Source organism: Rhodanobacter sp. Root561, assembly GCF_001427365.1.
GTDB lineage: Bacteria > Pseudomonadota > Gammaproteobacteria > Xanthomonadales > Rhodanobacteraceae > Rhodanobacter.
This window is the reverse complement of sequence record NZ_LMGH01000001.1, coordinates 1,199,177-1,214,973: the sequence shown is the minus strand read 5'-3', so window position 1 is coordinate 1,214,973 and position 15,797 is coordinate 1,199,177. Positions and strand designations below refer to the sequence as shown.

Annotated in this window: 16 protein-coding genes; 8 read left to right on the top strand and 8 right to left on the bottom strand. The window is 66.9% G+C overall.

All coding sequences use genetic code 11. The annotated features are described in order from the left end of the window. Window positions 1-52: 52 nt before the first annotated feature. Together lolB and ASD55_RS05195 are read right to left on the bottom strand one after the other, a co-directional pair. The gene (gene lolB / locus ASD55_RS05200) at window positions 53-661 is read right to left on the bottom strand and encodes a lipoprotein insertase outer membrane protein LolB (RefSeq protein ID WP_056764182.1); all 609 of its coding nucleotides are present in this window, start codon (window positions 659-661) and stop codon (window positions 53-55) included. Next, the gene (locus tag ASD55_RS05195; protein WP_056764495.1) at window positions 658-2,340 is read right to left on the bottom strand and encodes a tetratricopeptide repeat protein; all 1,683 of its coding nucleotides are present in this window, start codon (window positions 2,338-2,340) and stop codon (window positions 658-660) included. The genes lolB and ASD55_RS05195 overlap by 4 nt, the downstream gene beginning before the upstream one ends. 168 nt (window positions 2,341-2,508) lie before the next feature. Between ASD55_RS05195 and hemA the strand changes: the two genes are divergently transcribed. The 4 genes from hemA to ppk2 all read left to right on the top strand — a co-directional run bounded on the left by hemA (window position 2,509) and on the right by ppk2 (window position 6,700). Next, window positions 2,509-3,792 carry a glutamyl-tRNA reductase gene (gene hemA, locus ASD55_RS05190; protein ID WP_056764180.1) on the top strand — a complete coding sequence of 428 codons (1,284 nt, stop codon included), beginning with the start codon at window positions 2,509-2,511 and terminating at the stop codon, window positions 3,790-3,792. Between the two features lie 85 nt (window positions 3,793-3,877). Continuing rightward, on the top strand, window positions 3,878-4,957 hold the full coding sequence (prfA, locus tag ASD55_RS05185) for a peptide chain release factor 1 (protein WP_056764178.1): 1,080 nt from the start codon (window positions 3,878-3,880) through the stop codon (window positions 4,955-4,957). A 127-nt stretch (window positions 4,958-5,084) separates the two neighbouring features. Beyond that, on the top strand, window positions 5,085-5,576 hold the full coding sequence (locus ASD55_RS05180; RefSeq protein ID WP_162248778.1) for a DUF3828 domain-containing protein: 492 nt from the start codon (window positions 5,085-5,087) through the stop codon (window positions 5,574-5,576). A 344-nt stretch (window positions 5,577-5,920) separates the two neighbouring features. After that, on the top strand, window positions 5,921-6,700 hold the full coding sequence (ppk2, locus tag ASD55_RS05175; RefSeq protein WP_056764174.1) for a polyphosphate kinase 2: 780 nt from the start codon (window positions 5,921-5,923) through the stop codon (window positions 6,698-6,700). An 88-nt stretch (window positions 6,701-6,788) separates the two neighbouring features. Here the strand turns inward: ppk2 and ASD55_RS05170 are convergent, their stop codons facing one another. From ASD55_RS05170 to ASD55_RS05160, 3 genes are read right to left on the bottom strand one after another with little or no spacing between them, the layout of a single operon-like run. Further along, complete coding sequence (locus tag ASD55_RS05170; protein WP_056764172.1) at window positions 6,789-7,058, bottom strand: acylphosphatase; 270 nt, start codon at window positions 7,056-7,058, stop codon at window positions 6,789-6,791. Window positions 7,059-7,071: 13 nt separating this feature from the next. Beyond that, window positions 7,072-7,557, bottom strand: a complete 486-nt coding sequence (locus ASD55_RS05165) for a TlpA disulfide reductase family protein (protein ID WP_056764170.1) — start codon at window positions 7,555-7,557, stop codon at window positions 7,072-7,074. Beyond that, a complete protein-coding gene (locus tag ASD55_RS05160) occupies window positions 7,554-8,831 on the bottom strand; it encodes a YihY family inner membrane protein (protein WP_056764167.1) in 1,278 nt (425 codons plus the stop codon). Before ASD55_RS05160 ends, ASD55_RS05165 begins: the two co-directional genes overlap by 4 nt. Window positions 8,832-8,950: 119 nt before the next feature. Here ASD55_RS05160 and wrbA point away from each other — a divergent pair, with 119 nt between their 5' ends. Beyond that, window positions 8,951-9,553, top strand: a complete 603-nt coding sequence (wrbA, locus tag ASD55_RS05155; RefSeq protein ID WP_056764166.1) for an NAD(P)H:quinone oxidoreductase — start codon at window positions 8,951-8,953, stop codon at window positions 9,551-9,553. Continuing rightward, entirely contained in the window at window positions 9,550-9,924 is a 375-nt protein-coding gene (locus ASD55_RS05150; protein WP_056764164.1) for a DUF2069 domain-containing protein, read from the top strand. The genes wrbA and ASD55_RS05150 overlap by 4 nt, the downstream gene beginning before the upstream one ends. Window positions 9,925-9,942: 18 nt before the next feature. Here ASD55_RS05150 and ASD55_RS05145 read toward each other — a convergent pair whose 3' ends face one another. Both ASD55_RS05145 and ASD55_RS05135 read right to left on the bottom strand, forming a co-directional pair. Beyond that, window positions 9,943-10,710, bottom strand: coding sequence for a hypothetical protein (locus ASD55_RS05145; RefSeq protein ID WP_157598798.1), 768 nt, complete (start codon window positions 10,708-10,710; stop codon window positions 9,943-9,945). Window positions 10,711-10,889: 179 nt separating this feature from the next. Continuing rightward, a complete protein-coding gene (locus ASD55_RS05135; protein WP_056764159.1) occupies window positions 10,890-11,675 on the bottom strand; it encodes a thioesterase family protein in 786 nt (261 codons plus the stop codon). Between the two features lie 102 nt (window positions 11,676-11,777). Between ASD55_RS05135 and ASD55_RS05130 the strand changes: the two genes are divergently transcribed. Continuing rightward, entirely contained in the window at window positions 11,778-13,418 is a 1,641-nt protein-coding gene (locus ASD55_RS05130) for an acyl-CoA dehydrogenase family protein (RefSeq protein WP_056764157.1), read from the top strand. Window positions 13,419-13,626: 208 nt separating this feature from the next. Next, window positions 13,627-14,115, top strand: coding sequence for an asparaginase domain-containing protein (locus tag ASD55_RS05125; protein ID WP_007806907.1), 489 nt, complete (start codon window positions 13,627-13,629; stop codon window positions 14,113-14,115). A gap of 109 nt (window positions 14,116-14,224) precedes the next feature. Here the strand turns inward: ASD55_RS05125 and ASD55_RS05120 are convergent. After that, the coding region (locus tag ASD55_RS05120; RefSeq protein WP_200946056.1) for a M4 family metallopeptidase at window positions 14,225-15,797 on the bottom strand (1,573 nt) is incomplete at its 5' end.

Sequence of the window (15,797 nt, the reverse complement as noted above, 5' to 3'; positions counted from 1 at the left end):
CGAACGATCGGCAGGCGATCAGGGGCGCAAAGACTAACCCAGCCGGGCGAAGTTACTGAAACTGCCAGGACTCGATCGACAGCTTCACCTTGTACGGCGGCCGGGCGGCGAACACCCGGGTCGGCAACGGCGGCTGGCGGGTCTCGTCCCAGGCGCGATAGTCGACCGTCCATCCATCCTGCTGCAGCAGCGAAGGCAGACGGTTCTCGCCGAAGCTCAGCTCGGCCGGGCCACTGTCCGCGCGCACGCCCAGCACCCAGGCGCGCAGGTCGCGCAGCGGCACCTCCCAGCCCAGCGCCTTGCGCATCAGCGCCTCGGCGTCCGGCCCCTGCAGCGGACCATGCTCCAGTCCTTCCAGCACGGCGCCGTCGGGACCACCGCTGAGGCGGAAATTCATCCCGCTGATCGCCGGTCCGCGCAAGGTGAACTCGTAGCGCTCGCCATCCTGGCGCCAGCTGAAGCTGCCGCTGCCGCCGTCCTTGCCGTTGGAAATGCCCAGCCTTCCCTGCAGCGACCAGTGGTCCGCATGCGCCAGCGCCTGTTCGCGCGCGAGCTGCGCGTTCAACAGGCTTGCATCACCCTTCACCCGCACGGCCTGCGGTACGCAGGCGGCCAGCGACAGCAGGGCCACGATGGCGAAAAGAGCCTGCCAGCGCCTCATGGATGCAGCCGCTTCAGCGCCTGCTGCAGGTTGTCGTTTTGCGGATCGAGCTTGCGCACCTCGTCGAAGACCCGCTGCGCATCCTGCCTGTGGCCTTGCTGCCACAGCACCTCGCCCAGGTGCACGCCGACGTCGGCGTCCTTGCGGGCCAGCCAGGCGCCACGCAGCGTCTGCGCCGCCTGGTCGAGATGACCGAGGCGGTACTGCAGCCAGCCCCAGGAATCGGCGATCGCCGGATCATCGGGCTTGGCCGCGCGGGCGGCGCTGATCAGCCGGGTGGCTTCGGGCAGGTCGCGATTGGCATCGGCCAGGGTGTAGCCCAGTGCATTGCTGGCATCGACATCGCCGGGCTTGAGTTTCAGCAGGCGCTCGAAATCCTGCACCGCCTGATCCACCTGCCCGCCCTCGGCGTAGGCCAGGCCGCGGCCGTACAACAGGCCCGGATCATCCGGCACCACCTGCAGTGCGCGACTGAACGCCGCCTCCGCCTTCGCATAGTTCTGCTCGGTCAGGTACAGCTCGGCGTCGGCCTGCCAGGCCTGGCGCAGTTGGTCGGGCTGGTCGAGATAGGCCAGCTGCAACTGTTCCAGCAGCGCGTGTGCATCGCTGCGCTTGCCCTGTCCGTGCAGGATGATCGCGCTGCGCAGGTCGGCGTCGAACGCGTGAGCGTCGTCGTCGCCCACCTGGTCGTACCAGGCCAGTGCCTCGGCCGGCTTGTTCTGCATTTCGGCCAGCTGGCCCAGCAGGTAGGCGCTCTGTTCGCGCACGTCGGTCGGCGCGTTCTGCAATTGCCGATAGAGCGCCGCCAGCGCCTTGTCGTCGTGCAGATGCGCGGCCAGTCCCGCGCGCATCGCGTAGGTGTCCGCGTTCTGCGGACCCTGCGCCAGCAGCTTGCTGGCAGCGGCGTAGTCACCCGCCTGGCCCAGCAGGCCCGCGTAGGCAAGCCGCAGCCGGGTGTTCTTCGGTTCCTTCGCCAGGGCCTTCTGCAGCAGGGCGGCGGCGCCGTCGCGGTCGCCGTCCTTGAACTTCATCTGGGCCGCCCAGGTATAGGTCTCGGCCGTCCGGAAACGCTGCATCGCCGCCGTGGCGATCTGCGCGGCGTAGGCGTGACGACCCAGGCGGTCACCCAGCTCGCTCATCGCCAGCCAGGCCTGGGCATCGGCCGGCAGCCGCTGCGGCGTGGCCAGGGCTTCCAGCAGCCGGGCCGCCTGGGCCTGGTCGCGCGCACCCACCAGCACCCGGCCGAACTGGCGCCAGGCATCCTTGTCACCGCTGCCGACCAGGATTTCCAGCTGGCGCCGCGCCTCGGCGGTGTCGCCGACATCCAGCGCCAGCTGCGCCCGCGCCTGAGCGATCGCGGCGGGCTTGGCGCCCAGCGCCTGCCAGCGCGCCAATGCGCGCCGGGCCGCATCGTCGTCGTGCACCGCGATGGCCAGGCCCGCCGCACGCTCCGCCACCTTCGGATCATTGCTCAAGGCCATCGCCTTGTCGTAATGACCGGCGGCAGCCTTGAGGTCGGTGCGGGTCAGCGCCATCTCGCCAGCCAGCAACTGGGCCAGCACGTCGTGGTCGGCATCCTGCGTGGCCACCACCAGCTGCGCCAGCGGTTGCGCCGGCGCAGCGGCCTTGACGCTCGAATGCAGCGGCGCGCCGGCGCAGGCGGCCAGTCCGAGCGCCATGGTCGCCACTGCCGTAAAATGCCGCACTTGCTTGAACTTGCCGGGCCCGCTCCGCACACTACTCTCCATCCACATGCCTGCCTTGACCGTGCCGGTCACCACTTCGCGGCGTTGCGCCAAGCTTAGCCTACGCCGCCGGATCGCCGCCGCCGAGATGTTCCGACCACCATGCCGCTGATCGCCCTCGGGCTCAATCACCTCACCGCGCCGGTCAGCCTGCGCGAGCAGGTGGCGTTCGACGCGGACGCCGCCGGTGACGCCCTGCGCGCGCTGGTCAGCGAGCCGGGCGTGGAAGAGGCGATGATCCTGTCCACCTGCAACCGCACCGAGCTGTACGTCGGCACCGCCGCCGGCGCCGAGGACATCCCGCGGGCATGGCTCAATCGTCATCATCATCTGACCCCCGGCAAGCTCGATGAGTTCCTGTACCGGCACGACGAGGACGACGCCGTGCGGCACATGTTCCGCGTCGCTACCGGGCTGGACTCGATGGTGCTTGGCGAACCGCAGATCCTGGGCCAGGTGAAGGACGCCTACCAGCTGGCGCGCGGCGCGCAATCGCTGAAGGCGCCGATGGACCGGCTGTTGCAGCACACCTTCGCAGTGGCCAAGCGCGTGCGCACCGACACCCGCATCGGCGCGCACACGGTATCGGTGGCGTTCACCGCGGTGCGCCTGGCCGAACAGGTCTTCACCGACCTGAAGCAGGCCTGCGTGCTGCTGATCGGCGCCGGCGACACCATCGAGCTGGCCGCGCGGCACCTGGCCGAAAAGCAGGCGCGCCGGATCATCGTGGCCAACCGCACGCCGGAAACCGCGCAGGAGCTGGCCGGCCGTTACGGCGGCTACGCGATCGCCCTGGCCGACCTGCCGCAGCACCTGGCCGAAGCCGACATCGTGATTTCCTCCACCGCCGCGCGGCAGCCGATCGTGACCCGCGCGATGGTCGAGCAGGCCATGCTCGCGCGCAAACGCCGGCCGATGTTCATGGTCGACATCGCGGTGCCGCGCGACATCGAGGCCGACGTGAGCGAACTGCCCGACGTCTACCTCTACGGCATCGACGACCTGCGCCAGGTGATCGACGAAAACATCCGCTCGCGCGCCGCCGCCGCCCACGACGCCGAAGCGATCATCGACCTGCAGGTCGACCGCTACATGGCCTGGCGCCGCGCGCTCACCGTGCGCAACCCCGCGCTGGACATGCGCCAGCACGCCGAGGTTTATCGCGACGAAGTGCTGCTGAAGGCCCGCGGCATGCTGGCCCACGGCAAGTCGCCGGAGGAGGCGCTGGCCTTCCTCGCCAACACGCTGACCAACAAATTGCTGCACCACCCCAGCGCCCGCCTGCGCGAGGCCGCGCTGAACGGCGACCTCGATTTGCTGCACGCGGCGGGGCGGCTGTACGGGCTGGACGAAGACGATGACGGGCGCGCCACCCGGGGCGAATAGCGAGGGCGGCTGGCTGCCGCGCACCGGAAGTTCCTTGCCGTACAGCGGCCCTGCCCTCATCCGCACCACTCGTTCCCGGCCTGCCATGACCCCATCGATCCGCCGCAAGCTCGAGGCGCTGTCCGAGCGTCATCATGAAGTCGGCCTGCTGCTGTCGCAGCCGGACGTCCACGCCGACAACAGCCGTTTCCGCGAACTTTCCCAGGAATACGCCCAGCTCGAACCGGTCGCCGCGTCGCTGCGCGAACACGACCAGACCGAGCGCGAACTGGCCGAAACGCGCGCCATGCTGGACGACCCCGAACTGCGCGAGATGGCCGTCGACGACGTGCGGCGGCTGGAACAGCGGCTGCAGGATCTGGATGGTGAACTGCAGTTGCTGCTGTTGCCGAAGGACCCGCGCGACCAGGCGAACCTCTACCTGGAGATACGCGCCGGCAGCGGCGGCGACGAGGCGGCGATCTTCGCCGGCGACCTGTTGCGCATGTACCTGCGCTACGCCGAAAGCCGTCGCTGGCACGTCGAGATCCTCAGCGAGCACGCCGGCGAACACGGCGGCTACCGCGAAGTCGTGGCCCGCGTCGAAGGCAGCGGCGCGTACTCTCAGCTGAAGTTCGAATCCGGCACCCACTGCGTCAAGCGCGTGCCGGTCACCGAATCGCAGGGCCGCGTGCACACCTCGACCGCCACCGTGGCCGTGCTGCCCGAACTGGACGAGATCGACGACATCACGATCAATCCCGCCGACCTCAAGACCGACACCTTCCGGGCCTCCGGCGCCGGCGGCCAGCACGTCAACAAGACCGACTCGGCGATCCGCATCACCCACCTGCCCACCGGCACCGTGGTCGAATGCCAGGAAGAGCGCAGCCAGCACAAGAACCGCGCCCGCGCGATGAGCCTGCTGAAGGCGCGCCTGCTCGACGCCGAACGCAGCAAGCAGACCGCCGAACAGGCCGAGTCGCGCCGCCTGCAAGTCGGCACCGGCGACCGCAGCCAGCGCATCCGCACCTACCGCTACAAGGACAACCTGGTCACCGACCACCGCATCGGCCTGAACCTGTACAGCCTCGCCGAGATCATGCAGGGCGACCTGGCCGAACTGATCGACACGCTGACCCGCGAACACCAGGCCGACCAGCTGCAGGCGCTTGGCGGCCTGTGACCGCCTCGTCAAGGTGAGCAACGCACATGCCGACGCCAGGTACCATCACCTCGCCGTCAGTATGACCATTGTCCATCCATTCCAGGTCAGCCTGCCCGACATGACGATGTCCGACGGAAAGCCACTCATGATCAAACTTATCTTCATCCGGTTCCGCCGACAGCCGGGCAAGATTTTGCGCGTCGTGAGCATCGCAATGGCATGCTTGTGGCTGTTTCTGGCCAGCCCCGTCCCGGCTGCGACACCGCACGCTGTGGATGCACCAGCTGTTCGCGTGCAAGCGTTCTACCAATGGTATCTGGGCGAACTTTCCAGGGACCAGAATCCGTTGGATGAGGACAACACGATGGATCGCTATGTATCGAAAGCTCTCGTTAGCGAAATACGCAAGCAGGCAAACAGCCCCGACGGACTGGAGCAGGACTATTTCATCGAGGCTCAGGATATTCTGGAAGACTGGCCCAACCATGTCGCAGTCACCGATGAAAAAGTTGACGGCAAGACTGCAACGGTCCGCGTGGTACTGGGCACAATCGGGGCCACTGGGCATGAACTGAAGATCAGCCTGGTCAAACTCGGCAACTGCTGGAAGATCCGCACGGTGACGCCCGCCGAATAGTCGGCGAGGTGAGTTCTCCGAAAGCCGCTCGCACAATGATCACCGCGAAAGGCTGCGAAGCTTATTCGGGCATTCGTCGGACTCAGTCGCTCCCTCCCCTGCTTGCAGGGGAGGGTTGGGTGGGGTCGCTCTTCGCCGGGCCAAGGTCAAAAGCTCACCCCCTCACGACCTCCCCCTGCCTGCAGGGGGAGGAGCAGAAGCCACCTGCGGGCCAGTGAGCAACGAAAGCCGCCCTGCTCCCTCCCCTGCCTGCAGGGGAGGGTTGGGGTGGGGTCGCTCCTGAACCTCACCCTCACGCCGCGGCAGGTTACCCTGCACGCGACATGGCATCCGGCGAGGCGATCATGGGCAAGCGCTACCGCAAGGCGATCGGGGAACTGCAGCTCGAACTGGTGCGGCTGCAGCATGGCCTGCGCAGCAGCGGCAAGCGCCTGCTGGTGATCTTCGAAGGGCGCGACGCGGCCGGCAAGGGCGGCACCATCAAGGCGATCACCGAAAGCCTGGACACCCGCGGCTATCGCATCGCAGCACTCGGCAAACCCAGCGAGGAAGAAGCCACCCAGTGGTATTTCCAGCGCTACGTCGCCCACCTGCCCAGCGCCGGTGAGTTCGTGCTGTTCGATCGCAGCTGGTACAACCGCGCCGTGGTGGAACCGGCGATGGGTTTCTGCACGGTCGCCCAGTACGAGGCCTTCCTCGATGCCGTGCCGGCCTTCGAGAAGCTGCTCGCCGACGACGGCATCATCCTCGTCAAATACTGGCTGGCGGTGGACCAGGCCGAACAGGAACAGCGTTTCGCCGAACGCGCCGACGATCCGCTGAAGCGCTGGAAGCTGTCGCCGGTGGATCTGGCCGCACGCCAGAAATACGCCGAGATGGGCAAGCTGCGCGACGTGATGATCGAACGCACGCACGCCGACCACGCACCGTGGTTCGTGGTCGATTTCAACAACCAGAAGCGCGGCCGCATCAACCTGATCCGCCACCTGCTGCAGCAGGTGCCGCTGCATGAGGAAGCGGTGCCCAAGGTGAAGCTGCCCAAGCTGAAGGGCAAGCCGCGAGGCGAACATGTCACCGGCAAGGCGCTGTGGGTGCCTGACACGCTCCAGGAATCGACGGACTAGAGCTGCCCCGAACACGATCGCCCAGGGTCCTTCGACTTCGCTGCGCTGCGCTCGGGACGAACGGGAGTTGCCACGGTGTGCGGCCGATTCACCCGCCCGTGCGAAAGCCTTGCAGCTCCTGCTCCGGCAGCTCTTCGCGGACGACCGCATCGACCCGCGCCGCCGGCGGCCCCTGCCACAGCCAGCGCTCCAGCGCGTCCAGCGCACCGGCCGGGCCGCTGGCGAGCACCTCGACGCTGCCGTCGCCGCGGTTCCTTGCATGGCCGGCGACGCCGAGCGCCACCGCCTGCTCGCGGGTGCTGGCGCGGAAGAACACGCCCTGTACCCGTCCGCTGACGATGAAGCGCGCCGTCGGCATCACGGCTTGACCATCACGGCTGGCCGATCAGCGCGGCCAGCGACGCCTCGGTCACCGGCCCCACGATGTGTTTGGCCACCTTGCCGTCCGGACTGATCAGGTACGTCGTCGGCAGGCCGCGCGGTTCGTCGAAGTCCTTCAGCGGCTTGTCCAGCGTGACCTGGGCGATCGGGTACACCACGGGATGCTTGGCGATGAAGGCCTTGATGTCCGCCAGCTCGCTGTCGTCGTAGGCCAGGCCGATCGCGGCGACGTTCTTGTGGCTGGCCACGAAACGCGAGATGTCCGGCATCTCCTTGATGCACGGCACGCACCAGGTCGCCCAGTAATTCACGATCACCCACTTGCCGCGCTGCGCGGACAGGTCGAACGTCTTGTCGTCCAGCGTGGTGACGTGCAGCGTGGGGCGCTCCGGCATGGCGGCCTGCGCGGCAAGGCCGAAAGCTAGCGCCAGGCCGAACACGGCGGAGCGGAACGACGTGGAATGCAGCAGGGTCATGCGGGGAGTTCCTCGGTGTCGGCCGCCACCGTGGCGACCGGGGGATAGATTTCGTCGAGCCGGGCGCCCAGTTTCGCCTTCAGCTCGGCCGCCAGGTCGGCCAGCATGGCGAGCAGTTCGGGTGGCAGTTCGATGCCCAGCGTCGCCGCCTCTTCCACCGGCTGCAGCGGCAGGCGGTAGTCGGTGTGGCGATAGACGCGCAACAGGTCGGTGCTGTCCAGGCTGCGGCACAGCAGCCAGCCGCCGGCCTCGCCACGCTGGATCAGTTCGGCCTGGTCGAGGTCATCGAAATAGGCCGAGATCAGCGCGCTGCGCAAATACGGCTCGCGTATCCGCAGGTCGGCCGGGTCCACGCAATCGCCGCGCCGCTGCGCCTCCACGAAATGCCGCAGCACCACCAGCAGGCCGAGGAACTCCGCGCCCTCGGGCAGGGTTTCCTTGGGCGCGTGATACTCGAACGCCGAAGCGGACGCGGCGATCGACGCGGCCAGAATCACGATCACCCACGACAGGTAGATCCACAGCAGGAAAATCGGGATCGCCGCCAGCACGCCGTAGATCTGCTGGTAAGTCTGCGCGTGCTGCACGAACTGGCCGAAGCCCCAGCGCGCGACCTCGAACAGCACCGCGCCCAGCAACGCGCCGATCGCCGCGTCGCGGCGCGACACCTTGCAGTTGGGGATCACCGCATACATCAGCCACAAGGTGAAGAACGTCACCAGGAACGGCAGCACGCTGAGCAGGCCCTGGGTCAGCGCGCCGAACTGGTCCACCGCGCTGTGCAGCAGCGGCGCGGCCGTCACGTAGGACGTCGCCGCGATGCCGCCGACCACCAGGATCGGCCCCAGCGTCAGCGCCGCCCAGTACAGCAGCAGGCGCGAACCCCAGCTGCGCGCCTGGTGCACGCGCCAGATCCGGTTCAGCCGGTCCTCGATGCTGATCATCATCGACAGCGCACTGAACAGCATCACCAGGATGCTGATGCCGGTGAGCTTGCTGGCGTTCGCGGCAAACCCCAGCATGGTCGCCTGCACCGCCTCGCCGGTGGACGGCACGAAATTGTTGAACACGAAATTGATCAGCGTGTCGCGCGCCGGCTGGAACACCGGGAACGCCGAGAACATCGCCAGCACCGCCACCGTCAACGGCACCAGCGACACCAGCGTGGTGTACGAAAGCGCGCCGGCCGTCTCGAAGCACTTGTCGTCGATGAAGCGCTGCCAGATGAAGCGGCTGAACGTCCTGGTGCGGTCGCGATTGAAACGCCGGATCATCACGGTCCTCTCGTCGCTGAACCCATACGGGCGCCGACGATGACCACCAACATGGTGGGTATCGGCCGGTACACTAGCGTATTGGCCGTGAAAGCCTCAAACGCGCGAGTCGACGCTGCATGAATCATGAAATCCTGGTCCTCTACTACAGCCGCAGCGGCCACACCGCGCAGCTCGCGCGGCTGATCGCCCGGGGCATCGAGGAAGTGCCCGGCATGCGCGCGCGCCTGCGCCAGGTGCCGCCGGTAGCACCGGTCACCGAAGTGGCCCAGCCGCCCGAACCCGAAGACGGCGCACCCTACGTGCAGAAGCAGGACCTGCTCGACTGCGTGGGCCTGGCGATGGGCAGCCCCACCCGTTTCGGCAACATGGCCGCGCCGCTGAAACACTTCCTCGACACCACCGGCGCCGAGTGGGCCAGCGGTGCCCTGGTCGGCAAGCCGGCCGCGCTGTTCACCTCCACCAGCACCATGCACGGCGGCCAGGAAACCACCTTGCTGACGATGGCCTTGCCGCTGCTCCATCACGGCATGCTGATCGTCGGCCTGCCCTACACCGAACCGGCACTCACCAGCACCCAGAGCGGCGGCACACCGTACGGTCTCAGCCACGTGGCCGGCGCCAAGGGCGACAACCCGATCAGCGACCACGAACGCGAACTGGCCCGCGCCCTGGGCCGTCGCCTCGCCGACGTGGCCCGTCGACTGGCGACCAATCCATGAGCACGACGCCGCGCGCCCCGATCCTGCCCGTCTACCGCCTCGGCCTGATCGCCTGGGCCCTGCTCGTCGTGCTGCAACTGATCTGGCACGCCTGGCTGTTCCCGCCGCAAAGCATGCCGATCACCCTGCTGCTGGCGATCACCGTCGTCCCCCTGCTGCTGCCCCTGTTCGCCCTCCGCGACGTACGCCGCGCCCTGCTCTGGGTCGGCATCCTCAGCCTGTTCTACTTCTGTCACGGCGTATCCGAGGCATGGAGCGCGGCGAGTGGCGAGCGCTGGCTGGCGGTGACGGAGATCGTGTTGACGGTGTTGTTGATCGGGGCGCTGGGGGCCGGGGTGAAGCGCAAACCGCGCGACGGGGATGCAGTCTGACGCTTGCCGCGGCCCCCGTTAGGCCCGTTCTTGCCAATGAGACAAGAACAGGCCACCACACTCGACGACAGTAGCGCAGTCGCTGAGGATCTGAAGATGCAGGTGAACCGGACGATACACGCCCTCGAATTGGAGTGAGTGCATGAAGACGGTGCAAGCACTACCTATTGCTTCGAGTTCTTGGGTCGCAGATTCATACCGATCAAATTCACCCGCGAAGAGCAATTGCTGCCGTTCGGACTCTAGCTCGCGGTAGCGAACCTCCTCATCCTTCGTAACTGTAAAGGGAGGGATGTAAAGCGGAATCTGGTGGGCTAGCGAGTCCCGGTAACCTTTGAGGTAGTTAGTGTGCCAGTCATCCATCGCCTCCACCTGTCGCAGAAGAGGCTCGGGAAGAAATTTGCGGATTCTCTGCTTGAAAAGGGAGGCTCCGTGCGGGCCGCCGATCAGGTCCAATAAGCCGTGACGTAGAGCAAACGCCCATCCCCAGTTGTCGAATATGCCTGCCACATTCATGCAAAGGGCCTGAAGCATTAGTTGAACATCACCGAGCTCGCCATCATCCAGTTTTCGCGTCCGCTGAGGCGGAAACACTTGAAAGAGTCTTTCGATGCAGCGACGAATAACGTTAAGGCGACGGCCTGCACCGTGCAGAAGATGTTCCTTAACGCCCCCATCAAAGCTTTCCGCGAGTTGCGCATGACGCACAAGAAGGTTGTTGACGTCGCTCAACGTGCGAGGCAACGCCCTGGCCATCTCGTCGATCGATTCGGCTGAATAGGGCATTCGGAAACGGGCCTAACGTTAAGTAGATTTCAAAGTGCAGCATATTCCTGCAGTCTATCCCTGCTTTTCCCATGAACGCTGCAACAGAACTCCGAGTGAATCAAAGACTCGACCATCGGCTGCAGCGTAATCGTGCATCGCTCCCCCTTGGGCCGGCCTGACGCAGGCCTCGGCATGCATCACCCAAACACCACCATGCTCTGCCGACTCAACGCCACCGGCTCCCCACCCGGCCCCCACAGCATCACGCTCTGATTCGTATACCCGTCGCGGGCAGCAATGAGTTCAGCGTCCACGCGCCAGTCATCCATCCCCAGATCATCGTACCGATCGCGCAGCAACTCGATCATCCAGGTGAGTGAGCTGCCGGGGGTCGGCGTGGCGAACATCGACAGGGCGATCGGCGGGATGAAGTCGGCGAAGGCGAGGACGTGGGTTTCGTCGACTTGGCCTTGGTCGCGCAGTGAAAGCTGCAGCACGTTTTCGCGCTGGTGGCCGCCGCTGAACGGCAGGTCGCCGCGCAGCCAGCGGGCGCGGAAGTGCTGGGTGAAGGCGGGCATGCGGCCCTCGACGTAGCGCAGCTCCGGTGCTGGGGCGTTCTCCACGGGCGATTGCACGGGCTGGAAATCCAGGACCGACGGCCGCGCGTTGCCGAACACGCCGACCAGCCGGCACAGGGTCTGTTCGCCGTCATGCAGGCTGGCCTCGACCTGGATCGCGCTGCGGCCTGCGCGCAGGCGTTGTGCGCGGATGCTCACCGTGCCGGCCGGCACCGGCGCGATGAAGGTCACCTGCAAGGTGCGCAGCGGCATGTCGACGGGCACCCGTTCGCGCATGGCGCGCAGGGCCAGTGCCGCCTGCAGGCCACCGAAGGCACTGCGACCCTGCAGCCAGTCCTCGCTTACCGTGGCCTGCCAGCCGTCACTGTGGCGGGTGACGCTCTGCATCGCTTCGGAAAATCGCATGGGTTGTGCCTGCGCCGGGGAAGGGCTTTCGATGATGCCAGCGCACCGCCTTAATTGCCTGCGTGCCTATACTCGACACCTCGACTCTGGACGGAGCACGTCATGGCCTTCCTGCAGGACCCGCCGCAACTTTCCCACCCGTATCGCAGCGATCGTTCGCTGCTGACCCTGCTCGATCGCGCGCTGCCTGCGGAACGACGCGCGGCGCTGGATGCCGATCTGGATGCGCTGGGGGATTACGCGCAGATGGCATGGCACCGCGCATGCAACACGACGCGGCGCAAGCCGGTGCTGACGCAGTGGGATGCGTGGGGCCGGCGGGTCGATCGCATCGAGCTGACCACGGCCTGGCAGGAAGGCCCCGGCATCACCACCCGCCATGCGGTGCTCGCCGCCGGCCATGCGGACAGCGAGCATGCGCGACTGGAGGAATTTGCCCGCGTCTACCTGTATCACCTGGCCAGCGAGTTCTATACCTGCCCGCTGGCGATGACCGACGGCGCCGCCACCGCGATCAAGGCGTCGGGCAACCGCGAGCTGATCGAGCGCGTGTTGCCGCGTTTCCTCAGCCGCGATGCATCGACGTTCTGGCTCAGCGGCCAGTGGATGACCGAGAACGCCGGCGGCTCCGACGTGGGCAACACCGAAACCGTCGCGCGACAGGATGCAGGCGGCCAGTGGCGGCTGTACGGGCGCAAGTGGTTCAGCTCGGCGGTGGTCGGCGAAGCGGCGCTGGCGCTGGCGCGGCCCGAAGGCGCGGGCAGCGGCACGGCGGCGCTGGCGCTGTTCTACGTCGAGACGATGGACGGCGAGCGGCGCAAGAGCGAGCTGGTCATCGACCGGCTGAAGGACAAGCTGGGCACGCAGGAATTGCCCACCGCGGAAATCCATCTGGACGGCCTGCCCGCCTGGCCGCTGGGCGAACTGGCCCACGGCGTGCGCCAGGTGGCGCCGATGCTCAACGTGACCCGCACCTGGAACGGGATCTGCGCCGTGGCCAGCATGGCACGCGCGATCAGCCTGGCGCGCGACTTCGCCACGCGGCGGCAGGCGTTTGGACGGCCATTGATCGAGCAGCCGCTGCACGCGCAGACGCTGGCCGACATGCAGGCGGAGTTCGAGGGCGCGTTCGCGCTGGCGTTCGAGGTGGCCCACCTGCTCGGCCGCGTCGAGCACGGCACGGCCGCCCCGCACGAGGCCGCGCTGCTGCGCCTGCTGACGCCGCTGGCCAAGCTGTGGACCGGCAAGCTGGCGGTGCAGGTCTGCTCGGAGGCGATCGAATGTTTCGGCGGCGCCGGCTACATCGAGGACACCGGCCTGCCGCAGTTGTTGCGCGACGCGCAGGTGTACGCGATCTGGGAAGGCACCACGAACGTGTTGTCGCTGGACAGCCTGCGCGCGCTGGCCGGCGACAGCCTGGGCGCGCTGCGCACGGCCAGCACGCACTGGCTGGATGGCAACGACGACATGCACGCGGCCAGCGCGATCCGGCAGACGCTGGACGCGGCCGCGCGCTGGCTCGACCAGCATGCGGCCGCACGCGAAACCCTGGAATCGGGCGCACGCGGCCTCGCGTTCACGTTGGCTCGTTGTGCGGCGGCGGCCCTGCTGGCGAGACAGGCGAGCTGGTCGAGCGCTCATGCCGACCCGCGGCCTGCCGCGGCACTGCGCCGTTTCGTCCGCCTCGGGCTCGATCGGCTGATCGTGCCGGACGGGGACAACACCGCGTTGTTGCTGGGCTAGCGACTGCAGGCTGCGACGCGCGGCGAAGATCAAGAGCGACCCCACCCCAGCCCTTTCTGCGACCGAAGGAAGTCCCCTTGCGGGACGAGCAGGGGAGGGAGCGGAGCATCGGCTTCGTGGTGCGGCCGGCGGGGCCGCTGGGTCGGCAATGCTGTGGGCGGGGCTGGCACGGGCTAAAATGCCGGGATTCTCTCCATGGCCCACCGACATGCAGCATCTGACCATCGTCACCACCGGCGGCACGATCGACAAGATCTATTTCGACGACAAGTCGGACTACAAGATCGGCGCGCCGCAGATCGGCGAGATCCTCGGCCAGCTCGGCGTGGCGTTCCAGTTCGACGTGATCCCGATCCTGCGCAAGGACAGCCTGCACATGGGCGCCGAGGATCGCGCGCTGGTGCGTTCGACGATCGAGGCGCAGCCGCATCGCCACGTGCTGGTCACCCACGGCACCGACACCATGGTCGAAACCGCGCGCGAACTGGCGAATATCAAGGGCAAGGTGATCGTGCTGACCGGCGCGCTGAATCCCGCCCGCTTCCAGGGCTCGGACGCGGTGTTCAACATCGGCTGCGCGGTGGCCGCGGTGCAGACCCTGCCCGACGGCGTCTATATCGCCATGAACGGTCGCGTGTGGGACCCGGCCAGCGTGCGCAAGAACCGCGACGCCAACCGCTTCGAGCCGGTGGGCTGAAGTCCGGCGCTTTCGCCAGCCACGCCCAAATCCAGCCGTGCTCCCCAAATGAAGAACCCCGGCCGAAGCCGGGGTTCCCGTTTGCACCGTCACGCGATGAGCGTGAGGATCAGTTGCTGCTGGTGGTCAGGGTGACACCCGAGAACGTCTGGTACGCACGCACCTTGATGTAATAGGTGGTGTTGCTGGTCGGGGTGAACGTGCAGGTCTCGTTGTTGCCGGTCTTGTACGGACGGCAGTTGTAGCTGCTGGTGGTCGGTGCACTGCCGGCCTTCACGTACAGATCCGCGTCACCGGTACCACCGGCGATCGAGATGGTCGCCGTATGACCCGCGGTGACCGCCTGGGTGTAGGTCGTGGAGAAGTTGCCGGTGCTCACGGTCGGCAAGTTGACCGAGGTGCTGCCGCCGCCACCGCCGCCACCACCGCTGCCGGTGCTGTACGAGGCCTTCACCGTGACGCCGGAGTAGGACGCGTAAGCGTGGACCTTGACGTAGTACTTGCCCGCGACGGGCGACGCCACGGTGCAGCTTTCCGAGTTGCCCGTCTTGTACGGACGGCAGTCGTAGCTGCTGGTGGTCGGCGCGCTGCCGGCCTTGGTGTACAGGTCCGCATCGCCGGTACCGCCGGAGATCGACATCACCAGGTTGGTGGCGCCTGTCGGCACCGTGATGAAGTAGTCGTTGTCGGCACCCGTCGAGGCCGACACGCCGGTCACCGCCACGTTGTTCTGCAACTCGGTGGTCGTGCCACCGCCGCCGCCACCGCCGCCACCGGTGCCCGGGCAGGCCACGCCCACGCCGTTGAACGCGGTGATCACGTCATTCGCGTTGTAGCCCAGGTCGGTCGCCGCCGACTCCACGCCGCAGGCGCCGGAGTTGAAGGTGGAGGTGGCCGTCCAGTACGACTTGTTGGCCAGCGCGAAGGCCTGGAACGCCTTCTTCACGTCCCAACCCGAGGTCTTGGCCAGCAGGCAGAACGCCTTGTTGTACACGCCGCTGGAGTAATGCACGTCGAGGCTGGAGGTGTAATCGGCCGCGTTGTCGATCGAGCCGCCATCCTGCGGCGGGTTGCACATGTAGCGCAGCGCATCGCCGATGCCGGCACTGGTCTTGACGATGTCCGCGCCGACCAGGAAGTCGGCCGCGCCGCGGTCGTAGAACTCGGCCGCTTCGCCGGCGATGTCCGAGTACGCCTCGTTCATGCCGCCGGACTGGCCGTCGTATTCCAGGTTCGAATTCTGCTCGGTGTAACCGTGGCTGATTTCGTGGCTGGTCACGTCCAGCGACACCAGCGGGTAGAACGTGCTGGCACCGTCGCCGAAGTTCATCGCCGAGCCATCCCAGAACGCGTTCTCGTAGTTGCTCTTGTAATGCACGTTCATGCGCAGCTGCATGTTCAGCGGCGGTGCGCCGGTGTAGGCGTTGTACATGTCATGCACCACGCCACCGAAATGGTGGGCATCGTTGACCGGCGAGTAGGCGCCGTTGATCGCGTCGGTGTCGCTGTTGGAGCAGGTGAAGCTGACCACCGAACCGCCACTGGTGCCGTGGTTGAGGTTGTAGGTCTTCACGTTGGTATTGACCAGCGTGCAGGTGCTGCCGGACTGGGTCACGTCGAGCGCGGCGTAGTCGGTGCCGTAGAGGTACTTGCCGGTCTTCTGGTTGCCGCCCGGGCCGGTG

Excerpts from the sequence above, each read along its gene's own strand:
- ASD55_RS05125 (WP_007806907.1), top strand. The coding sequence starts at position 13,627 with ATGCAGCATCTGACCATCGTCACCACCGGCGGCACGATCGACAAGATC.
- ASD55_RS05145 (WP_157598798.1), bottom strand. The coding sequence starts at position 10,710 with ATGCCCTATTCAGCCGAATCGATCGACGAGATGGCCAGGGCGTTGCCT.
- hemA (WP_056764180.1), top strand. The coding sequence starts at position 2,509 with ATGCCGCTGATCGCCCTCGGGCTCAATCACCTCACCGCGCCGGTCAGC.
- ASD55_RS05165 (WP_056764170.1), bottom strand. The coding sequence starts at position 7,557 with ATGACCCTGCTGCATTCCACGTCGTTCCGCTCCGCCGTGTTCGGCCTG.
- ppk2 (WP_056764174.1), top strand. The coding sequence starts at position 5,921 with ATGGGCAAGCGCTACCGCAAGGCGATCGGGGAACTGCAGCTCGAACTG.
- ASD55_RS05135 (WP_056764159.1), bottom strand. The coding sequence starts at position 11,675 with ATGCGATTTTCCGAAGCGATGCAGAGCGTCACCCGCCACAGTGACGGC.
- ASD55_RS05195 (WP_056764495.1), bottom strand. The coding sequence starts at position 2,340 with ATGGCGCTCGGACTGGCCGCCTGCGCCGGCGCGCCGCTGCATTCGAGC.
- ASD55_RS05130 (WP_056764157.1), top strand. The coding sequence starts at position 11,778 with ATGGCCTTCCTGCAGGACCCGCCGCAACTTTCCCACCCGTATCGCAGC.
- wrbA (WP_056764166.1), top strand. The coding sequence starts at position 8,951 with ATGAATCATGAAATCCTGGTCCTCTACTACAGCCGCAGCGGCCACACC.
- ASD55_RS05180 (WP_162248778.1), top strand. The coding sequence starts at position 5,085 with ATGATCAAACTTATCTTCATCCGGTTCCGCCGACAGCCGGGCAAGATT.
- ASD55_RS05170 (WP_056764172.1), bottom strand. The coding sequence starts at position 7,058 with ATGCCGACGGCGCGCTTCATCGTCAGCGGACGGGTACAGGGCGTGTTC.
- lolB (WP_056764182.1), bottom strand. The coding sequence starts at position 661 with ATGAGGCGCTGGCAGGCTCTTTTCGCCATCGTGGCCCTGCTGTCGCTG.
- prfA (WP_056764178.1), top strand. The coding sequence starts at position 3,878 with ATGACCCCATCGATCCGCCGCAAGCTCGAGGCGCTGTCCGAGCGTCAT.
- ASD55_RS05160 (WP_056764167.1), bottom strand. The coding sequence starts at position 8,831 with ATGATCCGGCGTTTCAATCGCGACCGCACCAGGACGTTCAGCCGCTTC.
- ASD55_RS05150 (WP_056764164.1), top strand. The coding sequence starts at position 9,550 with ATGAGCACGACGCCGCGCGCCCCGATCCTGCCCGTCTACCGCCTCGGC.